The 14,607-nt window shown below is 31.4% G+C and carries 18 protein-coding genes, 1 tRNA gene and 4 pseudogenes; 11 read left to right on the top strand and 12 right to left on the bottom strand.

Features of this window, described 5'->3' with window-relative positions; translation table 11 throughout:
* Nucleotides 1–12: 12 nt before the first annotated feature.
* The 5 genes and pseudogenes from AAHM86_RS02960 to AAHM86_RS02935 form a co-directional block, all read right to left on the bottom strand.
* Nucleotides 13–597: pseudogene (locus tag AAHM86_RS02960) on the bottom strand (ankyrin repeat domain-containing protein); the annotation flags it as partial.
* 15 nt (nucleotides 598–612) lie between these two features.
* Nucleotides 613–984, bottom strand: coding sequence for an ankyrin repeat domain-containing protein (locus tag AAHM86_RS02955; protein ID WP_342268244.1), 372 nt, complete (start codon nucleotides 982–984; stop codon nucleotides 613–615).
* A 150-nt stretch (nucleotides 985–1,134) separates the two neighbouring features.
* Nucleotides 1,135–1,536 carry a hypothetical protein gene (locus AAHM86_RS02950; protein WP_342268243.1) on the bottom strand — a complete coding sequence of 134 codons (402 nt, stop codon included), beginning with the start codon at nucleotides 1,534–1,536 and terminating at the stop codon, nucleotides 1,135–1,137.
* A 355-nt stretch (nucleotides 1,537–1,891) separates the two neighbouring features.
* On the bottom strand, nucleotides 1,892–2,125 hold the full coding sequence (locus AAHM86_RS02940; RefSeq protein ID WP_342268242.1) for a hypothetical protein: 234 nt from the start codon (nucleotides 2,123–2,125) through the stop codon (nucleotides 1,892–1,894).
* A 579-nt stretch (nucleotides 2,126–2,704) separates the two neighbouring features.
* Nucleotides 2,705–2,781, bottom strand: a tRNA-Asp gene (locus AAHM86_RS02935).
* Nucleotides 2,782–3,069: 288 nt separating this feature from the next.
* Between AAHM86_RS02935 and AAHM86_RS02930 the strand changes: the two genes are divergently transcribed.
* The 4 genes and pseudogenes from AAHM86_RS02930 to AAHM86_RS02915 all read left to right on the top strand — a co-directional run.
* On the top strand, nucleotides 3,070–3,240 hold the full coding sequence (locus tag AAHM86_RS02930; RefSeq protein WP_342268241.1) for a hypothetical protein: 171 nt from the start codon (nucleotides 3,070–3,072) through the stop codon (nucleotides 3,238–3,240).
* A gap of 852 nt (nucleotides 3,241–4,092) precedes the next feature.
* Nucleotides 4,093–4,353 (top strand): annotated as a pseudogene (locus tag AAHM86_RS02925) (IS110 family transposase); the annotation flags it as partial.
* A 204-nt stretch (nucleotides 4,354–4,557) separates the two neighbouring features.
* The gene (locus AAHM86_RS02920) at nucleotides 4,558–5,139 is read left to right on the top strand and encodes a hypothetical protein (protein WP_342268240.1); all 582 of its coding nucleotides are present in this window, start codon (nucleotides 4,558–4,560) and stop codon (nucleotides 5,137–5,139) included.
* A gap of 67 nt (nucleotides 5,140–5,206) precedes the next feature.
* Nucleotides 5,207–5,512, top strand: a pseudogene (locus AAHM86_RS02915) (IS110 family transposase); the annotation flags it as partial.
* A gap of 28 nt (nucleotides 5,513–5,540) precedes the next feature.
* On the opposite strand, the pseudogene AAHM86_RS02910 reads toward AAHM86_RS02915, so the two are convergent.
* From AAHM86_RS02910 to AAHM86_RS02895, 4 genes and pseudogenes are all read right to left on the bottom strand, one after another.
* Nucleotides 5,541–6,725, bottom strand: a pseudogene (locus tag AAHM86_RS02910) (IS3 family transposase); the annotation flags it as partial.
* Nucleotides 6,726–7,416: 691 nt separating this feature from the next.
* Nucleotides 7,417–8,265 carry a peptide deformylase gene (locus tag AAHM86_RS02905; protein WP_342268239.1) on the bottom strand — a complete coding sequence of 283 codons (849 nt, stop codon included), beginning with the start codon at nucleotides 8,263–8,265 and terminating at the stop codon, nucleotides 7,417–7,419.
* Nucleotides 8,266–8,389: 124 nt separating this feature from the next.
* Nucleotides 8,390–8,548, bottom strand: coding sequence for a hypothetical protein (locus AAHM86_RS02900; RefSeq protein WP_342268238.1), 159 nt, complete (start codon nucleotides 8,546–8,548; stop codon nucleotides 8,390–8,392).
* A 242-nt stretch (nucleotides 8,549–8,790) separates the two neighbouring features.
* Entirely contained in the window at nucleotides 8,791–9,927 is a 1,137-nt protein-coding gene (locus AAHM86_RS02895; protein ID WP_342268237.1) for an ATP-binding protein, read from the bottom strand.
* Nucleotides 9,928–10,265: 338 nt separating this feature from the next.
* Here AAHM86_RS02895 and AAHM86_RS02890 point away from each other — a divergent pair, with 338 nt between their 5' ends.
* From AAHM86_RS02890 to AAHM86_RS02870, 5 genes are all read left to right on the top strand, one after another.
* The gene (locus AAHM86_RS02890; protein WP_342268236.1) at nucleotides 10,266–10,520 is read left to right on the top strand and encodes a type II toxin-antitoxin system Phd/YefM family antitoxin; all 255 of its coding nucleotides are present in this window, start codon (nucleotides 10,266–10,268) and stop codon (nucleotides 10,518–10,520) included.
* A gap of 2 nt (nucleotides 10,521–10,522) precedes the next feature.
* Nucleotides 10,523–10,936: a type II toxin-antitoxin system VapC family toxin gene (locus AAHM86_RS02885; protein WP_342268235.1), complete on the top strand. Its 414-nt coding sequence runs from the start codon at nucleotides 10,523–10,525 to the stop codon at nucleotides 10,934–10,936.
* Nucleotides 10,937–11,185: 249 nt separating this feature from the next.
* Entirely contained in the window at nucleotides 11,186–11,464 is a 279-nt protein-coding gene (locus tag AAHM86_RS02880; protein ID WP_342268234.1) for a ribbon-helix-helix domain-containing protein, read from the top strand.
* A complete protein-coding gene (locus AAHM86_RS02875) occupies nucleotides 11,440–11,682 on the top strand; it encodes a type II toxin-antitoxin system PemK/MazF family toxin (protein ID WP_342268233.1) in 243 nt (80 codons plus the stop codon). The genes AAHM86_RS02880 and AAHM86_RS02875 overlap by 25 nt, the downstream gene beginning before the upstream one ends.
* Before the next feature lie 105 nt (nucleotides 11,683–11,787).
* Nucleotides 11,788–12,009, top strand: coding sequence for a palindromic element RPE1 domain-containing protein (locus AAHM86_RS02870; RefSeq protein ID WP_342268232.1), 222 nt, complete (start codon nucleotides 11,788–11,790; stop codon nucleotides 12,007–12,009).
* Nucleotides 12,010–12,058: 49 nt separating this feature from the next.
* Here AAHM86_RS02870 and AAHM86_RS02865 read toward each other — a convergent pair whose 3' ends face one another.
* On the bottom strand, nucleotides 12,059–12,619 hold the full coding sequence (locus AAHM86_RS02865; RefSeq protein ID WP_342268231.1) for a recombinase family protein: 561 nt from the start codon (nucleotides 12,617–12,619) through the stop codon (nucleotides 12,059–12,061).
* A gap of 463 nt (nucleotides 12,620–13,082) precedes the next feature.
* On the opposite strand from AAHM86_RS02865, the gene AAHM86_RS02860 reads away from it, so the two are divergent.
* Entirely contained in the window at nucleotides 13,083–13,301 is a 219-nt protein-coding gene (locus AAHM86_RS02860; protein ID WP_342268230.1) for a hypothetical protein, read from the top strand.
* Between the two features lie 285 nt (nucleotides 13,302–13,586).
* On the opposite strand, the gene AAHM86_RS02855 is transcribed toward AAHM86_RS02860, so the two are convergent.
* Nucleotides 13,587–13,967 carry a type II toxin-antitoxin system VapC family toxin gene (locus tag AAHM86_RS02855; RefSeq protein ID WP_342268223.1) on the bottom strand — a complete coding sequence of 127 codons (381 nt, stop codon included), beginning with the start codon at nucleotides 13,965–13,967 and terminating at the stop codon, nucleotides 13,587–13,589.
* Entirely contained in the window at nucleotides 13,954–14,211 is a 258-nt protein-coding gene (locus AAHM86_RS02850) for an AbrB/MazE/SpoVT family DNA-binding domain-containing protein (protein ID WP_410521563.1), read from the bottom strand. The genes AAHM86_RS02855 and AAHM86_RS02850 overlap by 14 nt, the downstream gene beginning before the upstream one ends.
* 61 nt (nucleotides 14,212–14,272) lie before the next feature.
* Here AAHM86_RS02850 and AAHM86_RS02845 point away from each other — a divergent pair, with 61 nt between their 5' ends.
* Complete coding sequence (locus AAHM86_RS02845; protein ID WP_342268229.1) at nucleotides 14,273–14,446, top strand: hypothetical protein; 174 nt, start codon at nucleotides 14,273–14,275, stop codon at nucleotides 14,444–14,446.
* Nucleotides 14,447–14,607: the final 161 nt, after the last annotated feature.

The raw sequence follows: 14,607 nt of genomic DNA, 5'->3' as shown, positions 1-14,607 counted from the left end.
CACTTTGATAGCCTATAATGCTTCTGTAGCAACTGCTTCATGTATTGGGAATGCTCCATCTTGACTTAAAATTAGAGAATTTGCACCATTATCTAATAGAAACTTAATTACTTGAGGTAGATTATAACACGCACACCAGGATAGAGCTGTTAAACCTTTAGCATCCTGATGATTAATATCAATGCCACCTTTATTTAATACTTTTTGCACCCAGGATACATCTTTAAATTCTAAAACCCAATGCAAAGATCCATATCCGAAGTTATCTATAATAGTATTGTTAAATTTTGGATGGTTAAATATATATTCGGCTATAGCAGTATTTTTCTGCTTACAAGCTAGAAAAAACGGAGTAAATCCTTGTTGAGTAGTTTTAGCATTAATATCTGCATTTTCTCCAATGAGCCATTGTACAGTAACTAAATGCTCTAATTCTGAAGCTATATGTAATGCTGTTGCGTTTACAGAATTAGTAGTCTTCAAGTCTATAATATTAGGAATCTTGTTTTTTAAAAACTTCATTGTGTTTATAGCACTACATTGACTTGCATAATGCCAAGCCGTATTACCAAACGTATCCGTCATACTAATTTTAGCTCCGTGTTCAACTAACTAATTTACCATATCAGGCAAATTATACATAACAGACCAGTGTAAAACTGAACGTCCACTGTTATCTACTAAATTGAAATCTAACTTATATTGCTCTATGAGTTCATGTGCTAGGTATTTAAAATCATGAGAACATGCTAAAAAGAAAGGGGTTTGACCTTGATCATTTTGGCTATTAATATCCGCTCCCTTTGTGGTTAAAAATTTTATTATTCTTAAAGTTTTTTCTTGATTTACAGTGTAACCATCAGATAACCTAATACCACCAAGTCCAGCTAGGGTAAGATCTTCATCAACTACTACCAATTTTTGTCCACCTATATATACTTGATTTGCATCCTGTAACTCATTATTTAATTCACTAGCAAACATTATCTCTCTTGTGTTAGCAACTAAAAGGTGTAGAGCAGTGTTACCACTAAAACCTATAGCCTTATAATTAATATCAGAGGTTTTCTCAGCAATTTGTTTTATATATTTTATATGAGGAATCTGAGCACAATATATTAAAGCATTAGCACCTTAATTATCTAGTAAATTAACATTTGCTCCTTTTTGCAAAAGTTTTTCAACCCCATAATAAAAGCCATTAATAATCGCATGCATCAAAACGGTTTTGCCATCGGTATCTTGATAATCTAAATTTGTAATCTTGGCAAGTGCTAGATCAAAACCTTCTGAGTGTTTAGATTTACTTACTTCTTTAAGCACATCAGTATGAGCTAATTCCTCTGCAGAAATATTTTTAGTTACTACTATCAGGGGGTTTAAAGCAATATCCTTTAATTCTCGATATGAATTAAATAAATGTTTAAAAGTCTCAGAAATACTTACTTGCTTTTGTAGTTGACTATTTAAAGTAGCCTGTTGTGCTAGTGACTGACTTAATTGATTAGATAAATTCTCTAGGTTACTCTTACTCATAAATTATCACCTATATTCAATATTAGATCTCTTTCGAAACTTGCTTATGCTGAGGGATTTGAAGGAGACGCGGAACGCAGAATCTCAGCATACTCCAATGTACGTGAGGATTCGAGTACCGCATCGACGTACAAATCACCAGCAGAAGTAGAGTTTCGAAAGAGGTCTATTGTGCTAAATACATCTATAATCACCCTAATAGTATCAGTAGGGTTCATTTAATTAATTATGAATCCATATATAATCAATCGCATCATCGTGTAATTCTAAAGATACTTTATAGCCCACTATCTCAAAAGTTATTAAAATGATTTTTGAGATAGTGAATAAATTATAAATTCAAAGAATCTTTAAACTATCCGTCATGATGTGAACTATCCCCTATCAAACTCTGAATGGCAGTTGGATCTGTTATATTTTCTGTATGATAAAGATGTCTTGGAACTATAACTGATTTGTCACTAACGACAAAACCATCTAGACCACCAAAATTTATACCCGATAATGTTACATCATATACTCCACTATGACGAAAATATATTTTAGCTACAGTTTTGTTATTAGAATTCTGTTTGATAACCTTATTCAACTATAATCTCGTGACGATATGCCCTAGTAAAGTTAAATGAATTTTTTGCCATAGATACCTACCTTAAATTATATTTATTAGGTGATAAAACTAACCTAGCTCAATCTAATTGTCTTAAAGTTAGTTAATTGAATTAACTAATTCTACACTAGTCATAATTAAATAATTACCGCTGATAGAAATAGTTTGCAAGAATTAATTTATAAGAATGAGAATTAAAATAAGGAAGTGTTTAAAAGTGGTATTTTGACAACTTGAATTATATTTTTAGTAATTAAAACTAGGACAAGCAATTATTTTTAAAATTGCAAGACTCAATTTTAAGTTGATTCAATTCATTGTTGATGATAGAAATAATTAACTATTATTTGCTAAGTATTTCAATAAATAAAGTACTAAAAAATACTAATTTTGTGTGTGTACGATATGTGTTTTTTTACCAAAATAACCTACGAATTAGTTGTAAATTGACAAGTAATACAATTTCCTATACTATTAAAATTCAACCTAATTAACCGGAGGAAATACCATGAGTATCAGGCTTTTAACGGAAATATTTCTAATATCGCTGATAAGAATTGGCGGGAGTGACGGGACTCGAACCCGCGACCTTCTGCGTGACAGGCAGACGCTCTAACCAACTGAGCTACACCCCCTTTATCATGCTTAGTATGATATACTACTCGTAAATGAAGAGTTGATAGACGAAGATCAAAATTATGATAGTAGCAGGAGTCGAAGGGTCAAGGAGCGGAGAGTACATTTAGTACGTGGCTACCTACGATCCCTGAAGACGACAACGCAATTCTTGATTTTCATCGAGTATATATAGGTAAGCCGTAATATATATAAAGTCAACTCCCCTGTCAAGAACTCATCAGTAACTAATTTAACTTGATTGCTTATATTAGATATCTTTAGCAAACTCGTGACTTATCTTCGGTGTGCCAAGAGTACGAGTCACTGTAGAAGTGAGGAGTGGTGCTGTACTTAACATGGCGGTAGGTCCACCGGAATCAGCTGGTATGAGCAGATATCAAACTACCTTAAGCTGCTGTATTCTAAGGAATATGGTGGTGAGTGTTAAGGAAAAGGCTGGAAACAGTCAGGTATGACCTATGGAGATGAACGAAAGTGAATCACTGTATTTAACCTCAGCTCGATATAAGAATTATTAATTCTTATATCGATACTTGCTTTATTATAAGGAAAAATATACTCTTGAAGCGGTTCTGCTGGTGCATTTTAACTTTTTTCATCATTCAATATGTGATTTTAATTATTAAAATCACATATTGAATGGAGTATTATATTTTAACAATCAGGTGGGCAGCCGCTTCAAACCTGATTATTTCTATATATAACACTGAATTCGATGTAACTTGTTACATCGAATTCAGGTTATTTAAGTATATATAGAGTCTTCTTTTTGTCAAAATTATGGGTTTCGAAGAGCTTATAAGATTAGGTAACTAGCTGTCATACAATAGCCGAGTTACTGGCAAACGGTACATAGGTGGCACGAACATAGGTTAGGGTTAGGTATGGAACTTGGGAACCAATAGCAAATTTTCCATGCTATTGGGGCGGATGAAGTTGGAGTAGTGATGAAGCTCCTGTAATGGGAGTGGAGCGAAGGGCTTCATGTGGAAAGCACCAAACAAAATGCTTCGCATTATGTAATAACATAAACAAACTGTTATCGGTGAACTATCAACCACAAGGGGTGGTGTTTGCGGTTATCCTGTGTTAAAGTTTAAGTCAGCCGAGTTGGTTAAAGAGATATAACCGGTACTGTCAATGGTGCAATGCAAGTCCGTTGGGAAGCATGGTTTTAGAGCTGTTGGTAAAATCATTGATAGCATTATGTGTTCTATAATACATAAGTGACCTCGTTTAAGAGATTAATTTCACTAAACACTCCAACTTTAAATTAGCTCGGTCTAATTTAATGGAGTAGTAATTTTATGACAAATAATAAAGAGCAAAAATTGGCTGTAATTAATCCTGACGCAGCAGGTATCGATGTTGGTTCTAGAGTACATTACGTTTGCGTACCAGTTGATAGGGAAGAAAAGAACGTGCGAAAATTCGCCGCTTTTACCAGTGATTTGAGAGAAATGGCGGATTGGTTAAAAAAATGTGGGGTAAAGACAATAGCTATGGAATCAACTGGGGTATACTGGCTTCCAGTATTTCAAATTTTAGAGACTAGTGGCTTTGAAGTAATACCCGATTAGCATTTGCCTATGTCAAAATGGTGTTATGTATGGAACTACCCAAAAATGCAAGAAAAAAATAATACTTGACAGAAAAAAAACAAAGCCGCATAATCTCAGGTCATTTTTGTCTGGAAGATAAGTCGCAATGACGAAGGAGTTATCTAAAAACGAGTTAACTATGATATAAATTAAATAATAAAAAGGTAATTTATGAATAGATTAGCATTTATTAACATGATTAAAAAGCAAATATCACTATGGATATTTGTTATGAGATATGACTATACGTTAATATCTTGCAGTGTAATACCAGTCATATCAGGATTTAAATTTTTTGAATATATAAACCAAAGATTAACCAATAGCAGCTGGGCGGAAAAAGCAATATCTGATTATATCAAGACCGGAGATTTACAACAACTCTTTAATTTCAATTTTTTTATAGGTGCATCTTTTGTTATAATATTAATCATTGGTTGTTTTAGCTATAGTCATATTAACCTTTTAAAACATTATTCTCCTAAGAGTTTTAAAATTTCTAGAAGTGGTAGAATTACTGACGATATCCGGTTTATTACTATTCTTACTCTCGGTTGTGGTACGTTTAATACAATTATACAGCATTTTATAGTTAGTGATTGGCTATATCGTTTCATATCAGCATATTTAGTACAAACAACATGGCTATATTTTATGCTAAAAATGAATTGTTGTGGTTATAGAGTAATCCCAATCACACCTTCTCAATCACATGACAAAAAAAGAATTAAAGAGAAAAAAAGAAGTATATAACGTTTGCTCAAAGCCCTATTACTTATATTATTTCCAAACTTAAGGCAAAAATCCTCAATATTATCACTTAGTAAATGCTAGGCATGTAAAGAATGTACCTGGACGTAAAACAGATGTTCAGGATTGCCAGTGGTTACAACAACTTCATAGCTATGGATTATTAAGTGGTTCATTTCGTCCAGAAGAGCAGATATGTGAATTATGAACTCTTACTAGACAAAGAGACAGATTAACAAAGAATGCTGCAACCCATGTGAACCGTATGCAAAAAGCACTTAATGAGATGAACATCCAATTACATCATGTGATTAGCAATATAACAGGCGTAACAGGCATGAACGATACTGGACTGAAAAATCAAGGACAAAAAAATAATAATTTGTTTCCCATTTTTGCATTTTTCAAGCTGCAATTTGTTCATAATTTTGTATAGAATTTAGATAGGCATTCATAGGCTTTTTGTAACCAATACTTGAATGAAATCTTCTATAATTATAGTGATTGATGTAATCATCAATACCACTCTTTAGCTCTTTAACATCTTTAAAATCATTAATAAATATACAATTATATTTTAAAGTTCGGAAAAATCTCTCCATAATTATATTATCAATACTTCTTCCTTTACCATTCATCGAAACTTTAATGTTATGCTCTTGTAAAATTTCAATGTGTTCATGACTAGTATATTGACTGCCCTGATCACTATTAAATATCTGCGGTGCAGGATATTTGTTAAGTGCATCATGCAATACTTCAGTTACCAAACTTACATCCATACTATTTGACAATTTATAACTCAACATAGCTCTACTATGCCAATCTATAATTGCCGCCATGTACATAAATCCCGAATTAGTTCTAACATAAGTGATATCTCCGCTCCAAACCTCGTTAGCGTTAGGTACATCTACAGTTTTACTTATACCTAGATTAGACCAATATTTATCAAGCAAATAACTATAAATTTTATGCTGTTTATCTTTTCCAGATGTTAACTTTTTCCTCTTTGGATAAATAGCCTCTATGCCAATCATGTTCATATATTTTAGAACCCGATCCTTACCAATAACCAAGCCATCTTCTAATAATTGTCTATGGATATAACGATAACCAAATTCAGGATTATCAGTATATATTTCATCTATTTTATTTAAAATATTTAAGTTATACCCACTAAATGGTTTTGCTTTATAGTACATTGAAGAACGATTAATCTTTAATAATTCATATTGCCTTGTCTTTGGTAACATTGCTAGCTTGGAATCGACAAGTTCTTTTCTATTTGATAAGTCCAAGCTTTGTAGCTTTCCCACAGCCCAATCTCTCTCTACTATTGTTTTTCCAAGAGTTTTCGCTAATTCATCATTTTGTTCTTTCAGCATATTAATTTGTTCCTGATATTTACTTACCAGTTTTGCTGGTTCAAAAGCCAATGCTGCATTTGATATAAATTGTTTTTTCCAATTACTAATTGTCTTAGAGTTTATCTCATATTTTGATGCTATCACTGATAATGGACTCTCTTCTTTCAGCACTTCTAATACTATCCTAGTTTTTTCTTCAGCACTAAAAACTCTTACTTTTTCTTATTATTTTATCTTAATTAGGAAACTTTTAACTCTATTTTTTTGTCCATTTTCTTCAGTCCATTATAAACATAATAAAAGCAATTTATAGAGGGCAAGAGAGATGCAAATAAATTAGCTGCATTTAGAGACTATCGTCAAAGCACTAGAAGGAGATTACCGCAAAGAGCATCTTATAGTATTAAAGCAAGAATTAGATATTTATGAATTTTACCTAAAACAAATCAGAGAGTGTGACGAAGCAATAGAAACATGCTAAAAAAAGTTTGATAAACGTGGTGATGGTGATTTAACAAATAGTAAAAAGCAACACAAGAGCAGGAACTCCCAAAAGTTTGATTTACAACAATCATTATATAATGCCGCAGGAGTAGATTTTACTGCAATCCTAGGGTTAAGTGAGTTAAGTGTACAAACGATAATATCGGAAGTGGGGTTAGAGTTGGACAGATGGAGTACAGTATGTTAAGTTATTATTTTCTTATTGACTTCCATTACGGATGCTGAGGTTACTTACATTATGGTCTTTAGCTGTTTGATAGTTCACTTATAGTGCTTATAGAATGTTTTTCAGGAAGATTCATGCTTTCCCTAATTTTAAGGATAAAGATGCCAAGCAGTCTTTTACAATTCCACAACATTTTAAATTAGAGGATCACCTTTACTAGACGGTTACTTTACAAACTGGCTAAATGCTTTCAGGATGAGAAACTTCTCCATATAAGGGCAAGGTTTCTTTCCCTTGATGACTCATTAAGAGGTTGTCATATAATAGTTGATCTTCATAATGTTCTTGTAAATAAAGCTGTAGAGCTTGTTCATAAGCTTCGTGACTCTTTATATAGTTAGGACATTTTAATAAAACATAATCAGGAATTAAACAAGGAATCTCATCTCCTACTAAATCAAATGAGTAACGACGCTCATCTAATCTTACCTGCTCAGCAGTAGAATAAAATGATGGTTCATTTGATTCAGGGTGTTGATGTACATGATACTTAACAGCATCTACGTAAGTACCTTTGGTAGTTAGGTGATTAAATTCATGTTGGCAAATTACTGATGCCAAATCAGTATATTTTTTAACTTGAACTTGAAAATTTTGGTTACGAAAGATAACTAAAATTTCCTTGTAGGTAGCCATCTTTGCTCGATCATGCCCTATTTCACTTAAACAACCATGATAAAAGCCTATTTTTTCTGTAGTATGTCCAGCAATTACAGGATTGATAAAAGCTTCAAATGGCACATCTTGAGCTTCTATAATAAAGACAGCATAAGGATTTGTTGCATTTCCTTGTTGAGGATATTGACTATGTGCAAGACCTATGCCGCAATCTTTGATAGACTCATGCATGTCCTTTACTATTCTATCAATGAGTATCTTATTATCATCAGTAATAGGGAATTCTATGCAAGGTTGATTAAAATAATTCTGTTTCCGTTCTAATTCATTAGAGATATTTTGTTCAAAATAAGAATTACATTCTTTGTCTTCCACTTTTTTAGTATTAAATACTATTAAATCAATACCCATATTTTTTATACCTATAAAAAATTAATGCTTGAATATGTTTATAGAAGGAATCTTATTTGTCAACAGTTCTTAACAAAATCTATTTTTCCTTTTTCTACTGCTATAATTACCGAACTATCAATTACTAATCCCATTTATTTCCCCAATCCTGTAACTTCAATGATTTAACTGCATTAATATCCTTCTCAAATTCATCTATATCATCTTGATCAAGATGATAACCATTACGAAAAAATTCATTTAAGTCTTTTATCGCTATTGTATTACTTGCTTTAACTTGCATAATTCTTGCTACTATATTCCCCCTTTTCTTAATATTAAAAGTTTCTTCTTAGCATTTTTACCCTCATTTAATGATTATAAAATCATAATATCATATATTATGATTTTTATACAATTTTTTGAATATATATGTTAAAACATATATATTACTTAACATATTTTTCTAAAGCATCTATTATGATATGATCTCTGTCATTGAAACTTGCTGATTAACAGCTTTAACTTGGATAGCTAAAGCTAAATTTAAGAGTTTTTGATTAAGGATGTTAGACTAATAGCCTCTACTTTTTCAGATAATTTAAAATTGATGTCTCCGGGAAAAATGATTTTTATTTGATCAAGTTTTAAATCTTCTAAACTGATTTTGATTGATGGTGTAATTTTAGGAGTATCAGTGTACTTAAATTCAAATCCTATACGTTTACCATTTTTGAAAATTAAAAGGTCTATTTCCGCCATGTTATGAGAAGACCAAAAATAACACTCTTCTGTTTCTGCATTGTAATATCTAATGGTTTGTTCTAAGGCAAAACCTTCCCAAGATACACCTATTTTAGGACTATAGATAATAGCTTCACTATTATTTAGTCCTAAGAGAGTATGATAAATGCCACTATCTCTAAAATAGATTTTTGGTGTTTTAACTTGTCTCTTTTTTAAATTTTCATACCATGGTTGCAGGACTCGAATCATAAATGTTCCTTCTAAAATATTGAGATAATGCTTTGCCGTGTGATAAGAAATACCTAAAGATTTACCTAACTCTGAAGCATTAAATATCCCTCCGTGATAATGACAAATCATAATCCAAAACTTACGTAACTGCATTGCAGGTATCGAGAATCCCAAATTTGGTATATCTCTCTCTAAAAAGGTTTTGATATAATTTTGTCGCCATAAAAAACTTAATTCATCACTTTTAGCAAGATATGATAAAGGGAATCCTCCACGTAACCATAATTGGTTAGTGTCTGAAATTTCTGATATCTCAAATGGGGTCATTTCTATGTAACCAATTCGTCCAGCCAATGTTTCTGAACTTTGTTTAATTAAGTCTCTTGAGGCACTTCCTAATACTAAGAACTTAATATTTTCTCTGTCTGCTAACACTCTAATAATAGAAAATAAATTAGGTTTATATTGGATTTCATCAATAATAACGAAACCTTGTAAGTCGGAAAGAGCAAGCATTGGTTCTCTAAGTCTTGCTAAATCTAAAGGGTTTTCAAGATCAAAAATATTAATTTGGGGGATATTTTTTAAACTAGCAAATTGTCGAGAGAATGTTGTTTTACCGCACTGCCTTGGTCCAAGTAATGCACAAACTTTATGAATTTGAAAATGTTGCTCAACTAGTGAAAGGAATTTTTGTCTAAGCATTTTAATTTACTAACTATGAAAATTAGCAATTATACTTCTAATTTTCATAGTTAGTAAATTATTTTGTGCTTATTAATGGTTTCTAGTAATTTTTTATATTAACTAAACGTCGCGGTCTATATGGTGGAAGACCAGTGGCTATTAATCCCGAGAAAATGGGAAAAATCCAAGAAGCTCTAATAGTTGGCAAAATATTAATTTAACAATCAGATGTAGAGCCGTCTCAAATCTGATTGTTTCGATAATACATTGATAAAAAATTTTATAGCATTTTTTTAAAGTACTTTTTAAAGTACTAATTATAATAGAACTAGACAATAAACTAGATAACTCTTTTTATGCAAAATTCAATTACAGCTTTTGATGCTAAAACTCATTTTTCTAAAATATTAGACCGAGCTAGCAAGGGTGAAGAAATATTGGTTACAAGGAGAGGAAAGGCTGCTGCAAAAATTGTTCCAGTTAATACTGTACAAGATATTGAAATTGCAGAAATGGCAGCTGTAAGACTTAGAAAACTTGCTAAAGAAATTAATTTACAACCATCTGATTTAGAAGAATGGAAAAAATATAGAGATGTAGGAAAGAAGTAACTATGACATCTTTTGTTTTAGATTCTTCAATAGTTCTTTCGTGGTTTATGCCTGACGAGATAGCATATTTGGATTTATTAAAAAAAACTGTGAAAGAAGGTGCAATTGTTCCAACTATTTGGTTACTTGAAACAGGTAATGTTTTACTATGTGCAGAGCGTGCTAAGCGTATTACTGTAACTCAACGTAAACAAGTAATGTATATTTTAAAAGATCTTCCAATAAAAATTGATCAAACAAGATTAGAACATGCTTGGTTTGAAACAATGGAATTAGCAGAGTATCACGGATTAACATTGTATGACGCTAGTTATTTAGAATTAGCATTACATTATAACTTACCACTAGCGACCTCTGATAACTTACTAAAGCGTGCTGGTAAAGCTGGAGGAATGTTATTATATAGGCTACCATAAAGCTATTACAGTACTGATATTTGTTTTTTAGGTACTTATATAAAAAATAAAATTCTTCTGTAAGAGCCTTAAAAGCATCTGCTTTAATTTGGTTAAATCGTCATTAAAACAATCTCCCTTATATTGCCATTCTTTTATATTGCCATTCTTTTTCTTTCTTAAAGTATTCAATACGTTTCAATGTAGGTTTTTGTTTTTAAATTATTTATTAGTATAATATCTTATATATTATCTCATATGGTTTTTAATATGATAAGTTTGTCCATAACTTTACCAAATAACATAGCTACAGCCAGTAATGAAGTAGCAAAAAAGTTAGGTATATCTCGAACTGAATTTATACGCAAAGCAGTTATACATGAATTAAATAATTTTCAGGTTCATCTTGAACAAAATTATATTATTAAGAGTTTTACCGCTATGAAAAAATCGAAAGAATATCTTAAGGAGTCAGGGGAATTAATAGAGGGTTTAAACTCAAATCTACCGCAAGAAAAAGAAGAATGGTGGAACAACAGAAAATTTTAACTCAAGGTGGTATCTACTTAGCTAGACTTGACCCAGCAAAGAAATCTGAGGTTGGAAAAATACGCCCCGTCATAATATTAAACTCACAAATAATATTGAATGCTAGTCCACCCATCATTTTCGTCTGTCCTCTTAGTAATAAGTCACAAACTGAATTTAGTAAACTTCATTTTGAGTTAGAGGTTAGGGATAATTTACAAGTTAAAGTTATGCTTTAGTAGAGCATTGTCGCTCAATTACTGTAAATCGTGTTATTTACCCTAGATTAGCACAAACTACCTATGCTGAATTAAATAGTATTTTATATAAGTTACGATTATTAGTTGATTTATGAACTACTAAACTTTAAGTCGTCTGATAGTCCACCTACGCTTATTAACATTAGACCTCTTTCGAAACTCGCTTGTGTTGAGGGATTTGAAGGAGACGCTTCACCTCGAACCGCAGCGTACTCTAATGTACGTGAGGATTCGAGTACCGCATCGACGTACAAATCACCAGCAGAAGTAGAGTTTCGAAAGAAGTCTATTGCATACAGACCATGACAGTGCTTACAAATAATGTAACTTAAATCGATTAGTAAACGCTATATAGTTATGCTAACTCTGCTTGCCAGTTATAAAGAGTTTGTCTAGAAACTTTTGCCATTTTTGCTATATATGATACTGGATAATCGCCAGTTTTCATCATTTTTATATATTCCTTTCTTACGGATTCATCTGCTGAATGAACTCGACCTTTATACTTTCCTAGTTCTTTTGCTCTTTTCACCCCTTCATAAATTCTTCTATTTATTAATCTTCTTTCAAAATCAGCTATAGAACCCATCATATTGAACATCAACATTCCTGCGTCTGTTCCAGTATCCATTTGTTCCTTTAAACTTTGAAAATTTATAGAATGCTCTTTTAAGTGGCTAATTATATCTATCAAATCTTTTAAACTTCTACCTAATCTGTCAATGGAAGCAATAACTAAAGTATTACCAGCTTGAATTCTATCTAATAGTTTTGTTAGCTCAGGTCTTTTAGAATTCGTACCACTAATAATCTCAAAATAGACTTCTTTACATCCCACAGTTTTTAATAAAGCTATTTGTTGGTCTAAAGATTCGCGTTGATATTTAGTAGAGACTCTAGCGTAACCAATTTTCATATTTTATACCTTATTGTTAGCACGGAGAGTTATAATATATCATTTTAGTATAACTGTCAAATAATATACTTATATTTTACATTTACTTGCTTTACATTTATATTTGATAGTTTATGATTAAAAAAACCCAGTCACAATCTACTTCCTTCAAATTTACAGCCTGTCGTTATGATAACGCACTTGGGCAATTGCCATGTCTTTTTTAAAATCTAATAAGTTAGCTATGTAACATAACAAATATCTAACCTCATTGTTCGGGAGATAAAATAGGGTGACATGAGGGAACGTAGCCCCCCTCATTATCCTCCCTTTGTAATATAAAAGATGATAAAGTTTATATAAGTGGTGAAATAATTAGGTATAGTCAATTCATTCAGTTTTTGCCAATAGTGCACTTATACATTGACTTTCGTCAATGGGTGAGTTTAAATAATAATTATGCACAAATCGAATACAAAAACTTATGAAGTTATTGGGAATAATAGACTTAGCTAAAAGATGGAACTATACTAAGCAAGGGGTGTATCAAAAAATAAAACAGGATAAAAATTTTTCAAAACCAGTAGCTATAATTAATAAAAATACACGAGTCTTTTTGGAAACAGACATTATTCCTTATGAACAAAACAAGAAAGAATTAACAGATACTAACTATAAGCATTGCTATACCCAAAAAGGATGAACGTTTAAAGAAATTTTGTTTTGACTAACATTAAGTGAGAATATAATTTTCTTAGCTAATTTGCTAGATGCAGTATGCAAACTAAATTTTGCTTGCTTACGATACTTTGTAAATCTTTATAGTATAAGGTTTAGCAAAGACTTTGTTGAAATTATATTTGCGATTCAAAAAATAAGAAAAAGCAAGAAAATTTACTTTTTCTTGAATCTCATAATTTGAGCTAGATATTTTTCGCGGTCAATTAAAGCGAGCCACATTGAATTTTGAAAGTCAGTTAATATGATTCTAATAACTTAATTCTTTTTGAAGCTTTTTATCAAAGGTTTTTATTTTGTGACTTTTGTTTTTTTCACCTTCTACTAAAATCATATAATCTCCAAAATCAGCTTTGCCAGTTACGTACTTTTCTAGAGCTTCTAGTACTACTTCCCTTTGACCTATAACGATACCTGTTGAATCAGTTAGTGTTATTATTGCTTGATATATCTCATCCCTAGAGAATCCTTTTACTTTCAAAACCCATGCAAATTCTAAAATAGCGTAAGAAGAAATAAACAATGAGTTTTCCTGAGTAAATTTTAAAAGAAACTCTTGAGCTTCTTTTGCCTGCTCCTGATCATCCTGTAAGTAAGCTCTAACTAGTACATTGGTGTCAACTCCTATCATTTTCAGCTATCGCTTTACTAATTGCATCATCTATATCTTCAATAGACATCGATTCCTCTTGAGATTTACTTTTACCCATACCAAAAAAGCTGGTAATACTTTTCTTTACAGAAAAAATTTCTAAGCTATCATTGTTTTTTATATTAATTAGTAGTTCTGAGCCAGAATGTAACCCTAACTTTGTTCTTAATGTCTTAGGAATTACTAATTGACCTTTTGAAGATAAAATTGCCCTCGCACTCATAAATATAAACACTTAAATAAATAAAATGTATCTAAAGTAAGTTAACATAACTTACTTTAGTTTGTATCAAAAAACCACAGAGCTAGTTAACAATGCAGCTAAGAAAGAACATCACTTATTGCATGTTACCTTTCAGTTAGAAGATATAAATATGCATCTTAAAATGCTACTTGATGAATTTAGAATATTTGCTAACTCTAGTAATACTACGTCACAAACCAAGAAACAAAAATAATCCTACCTATATTATGGTCTTTAGCCGTTTAGTAGTTCATTAGTGCAAGCAAACTTTAGTTTACATACTGCGTTTAGCAGATTAGCTAAGAAAATTATATTCTCACTTAATGTTAGTCAAAACAAAATTTCTTTAAACGTTCACCTTTTTTGGGTATACCA

The sequence above is a fragment of the Candidatus Tisiphia endosymbiont of Empis tessellata genome (assembly GCF_964031035.1).
Taxonomy (GTDB): Bacteria; Pseudomonadota; Alphaproteobacteria; order Rickettsiales; family Rickettsiaceae; genus Tisiphia.
The sequence above is the reverse complement of the archived record's forward strand: the minus strand, read 5'-3'. Positions and strand labels throughout refer to the sequence as shown.

What these genes read in the sequence shown, in the direction of transcription:
- AAHM86_RS02955 (WP_342268244.1), bottom strand. Translation starts at nt 984, where the DNA reads ATGTTTGCTAGTGAATTAAATAATGAGTTACAGGATGCAAATCAAGTA.
- AAHM86_RS02855 (WP_342268223.1), bottom strand. Translation starts at nt 13,967, where the DNA reads ATGATAGGAGTTGACACCAATGTACTAGTTAGAGCTTACTTACAGGAT.
- AAHM86_RS02920 (WP_342268240.1), top strand. Translation starts at nt 4,558, where the DNA reads ATGAATAGATTAGCATTTATTAACATGATTAAAAAGCAAATATCACTA.
- AAHM86_RS02890 (WP_342268236.1), top strand. Translation starts at nt 10,266, where the DNA reads ATGCAAAATTCAATTACAGCTTTTGATGCTAAAACTCATTTTTCTAAA.
- AAHM86_RS02850 (WP_410521563.1), bottom strand. Translation starts at nt 14,211, where the DNA reads ATGAGTGCGAGGGCAATTTTATCTTCAAAAGGTCAATTAGTAATTCCT.
- AAHM86_RS02885 (WP_342268235.1), top strand. Translation starts at nt 10,523, where the DNA reads ATGACATCTTTTGTTTTAGATTCTTCAATAGTTCTTTCGTGGTTTATG.
- AAHM86_RS02875 (WP_342268233.1), top strand. Translation starts at nt 11,440, where the DNA reads ATGGTGGAACAACAGAAAATTTTAACTCAAGGTGGTATCTACTTAGCT.
- AAHM86_RS02895 (WP_342268237.1), bottom strand. Translation starts at nt 9,927, where the DNA reads ATGCTTAGACAAAAATTCCTTTCACTAGTTGAGCAACATTTTCAAATT.
- AAHM86_RS02905 (WP_342268239.1), bottom strand. Translation starts at nt 8,265, where the DNA reads ATGGGTATTGATTTAATAGTATTTAATACTAAAAAAGTGGAAGACAAA.
- AAHM86_RS02880 (WP_342268234.1), top strand. Translation starts at nt 11,186, where the DNA reads ATGATAAGTTTGTCCATAACTTTACCAAATAACATAGCTACAGCCAGT.
- AAHM86_RS02950 (WP_342268243.1), bottom strand. Translation starts at nt 1,536, where the DNA reads ATGAGTAAGAGTAACCTAGAGAATTTATCTAATCAATTAAGTCAGTCA.
- AAHM86_RS02860 (WP_342268230.1), top strand. Translation starts at nt 13,083, where the DNA reads ATGAAGTTATTGGGAATAATAGACTTAGCTAAAAGATGGAACTATACT.
- AAHM86_RS02900 (WP_342268238.1), bottom strand. Translation starts at nt 8,548, where the DNA reads ATGCAAGTTAAAGCAAGTAATACAATAGCGATAAAAGACTTAAATGAA.
- AAHM86_RS02865 (WP_342268231.1), bottom strand. Translation starts at nt 12,619, where the DNA reads ATGAAAATTGGTTACGCTAGAGTCTCTACTAAATATCAACGCGAATCT.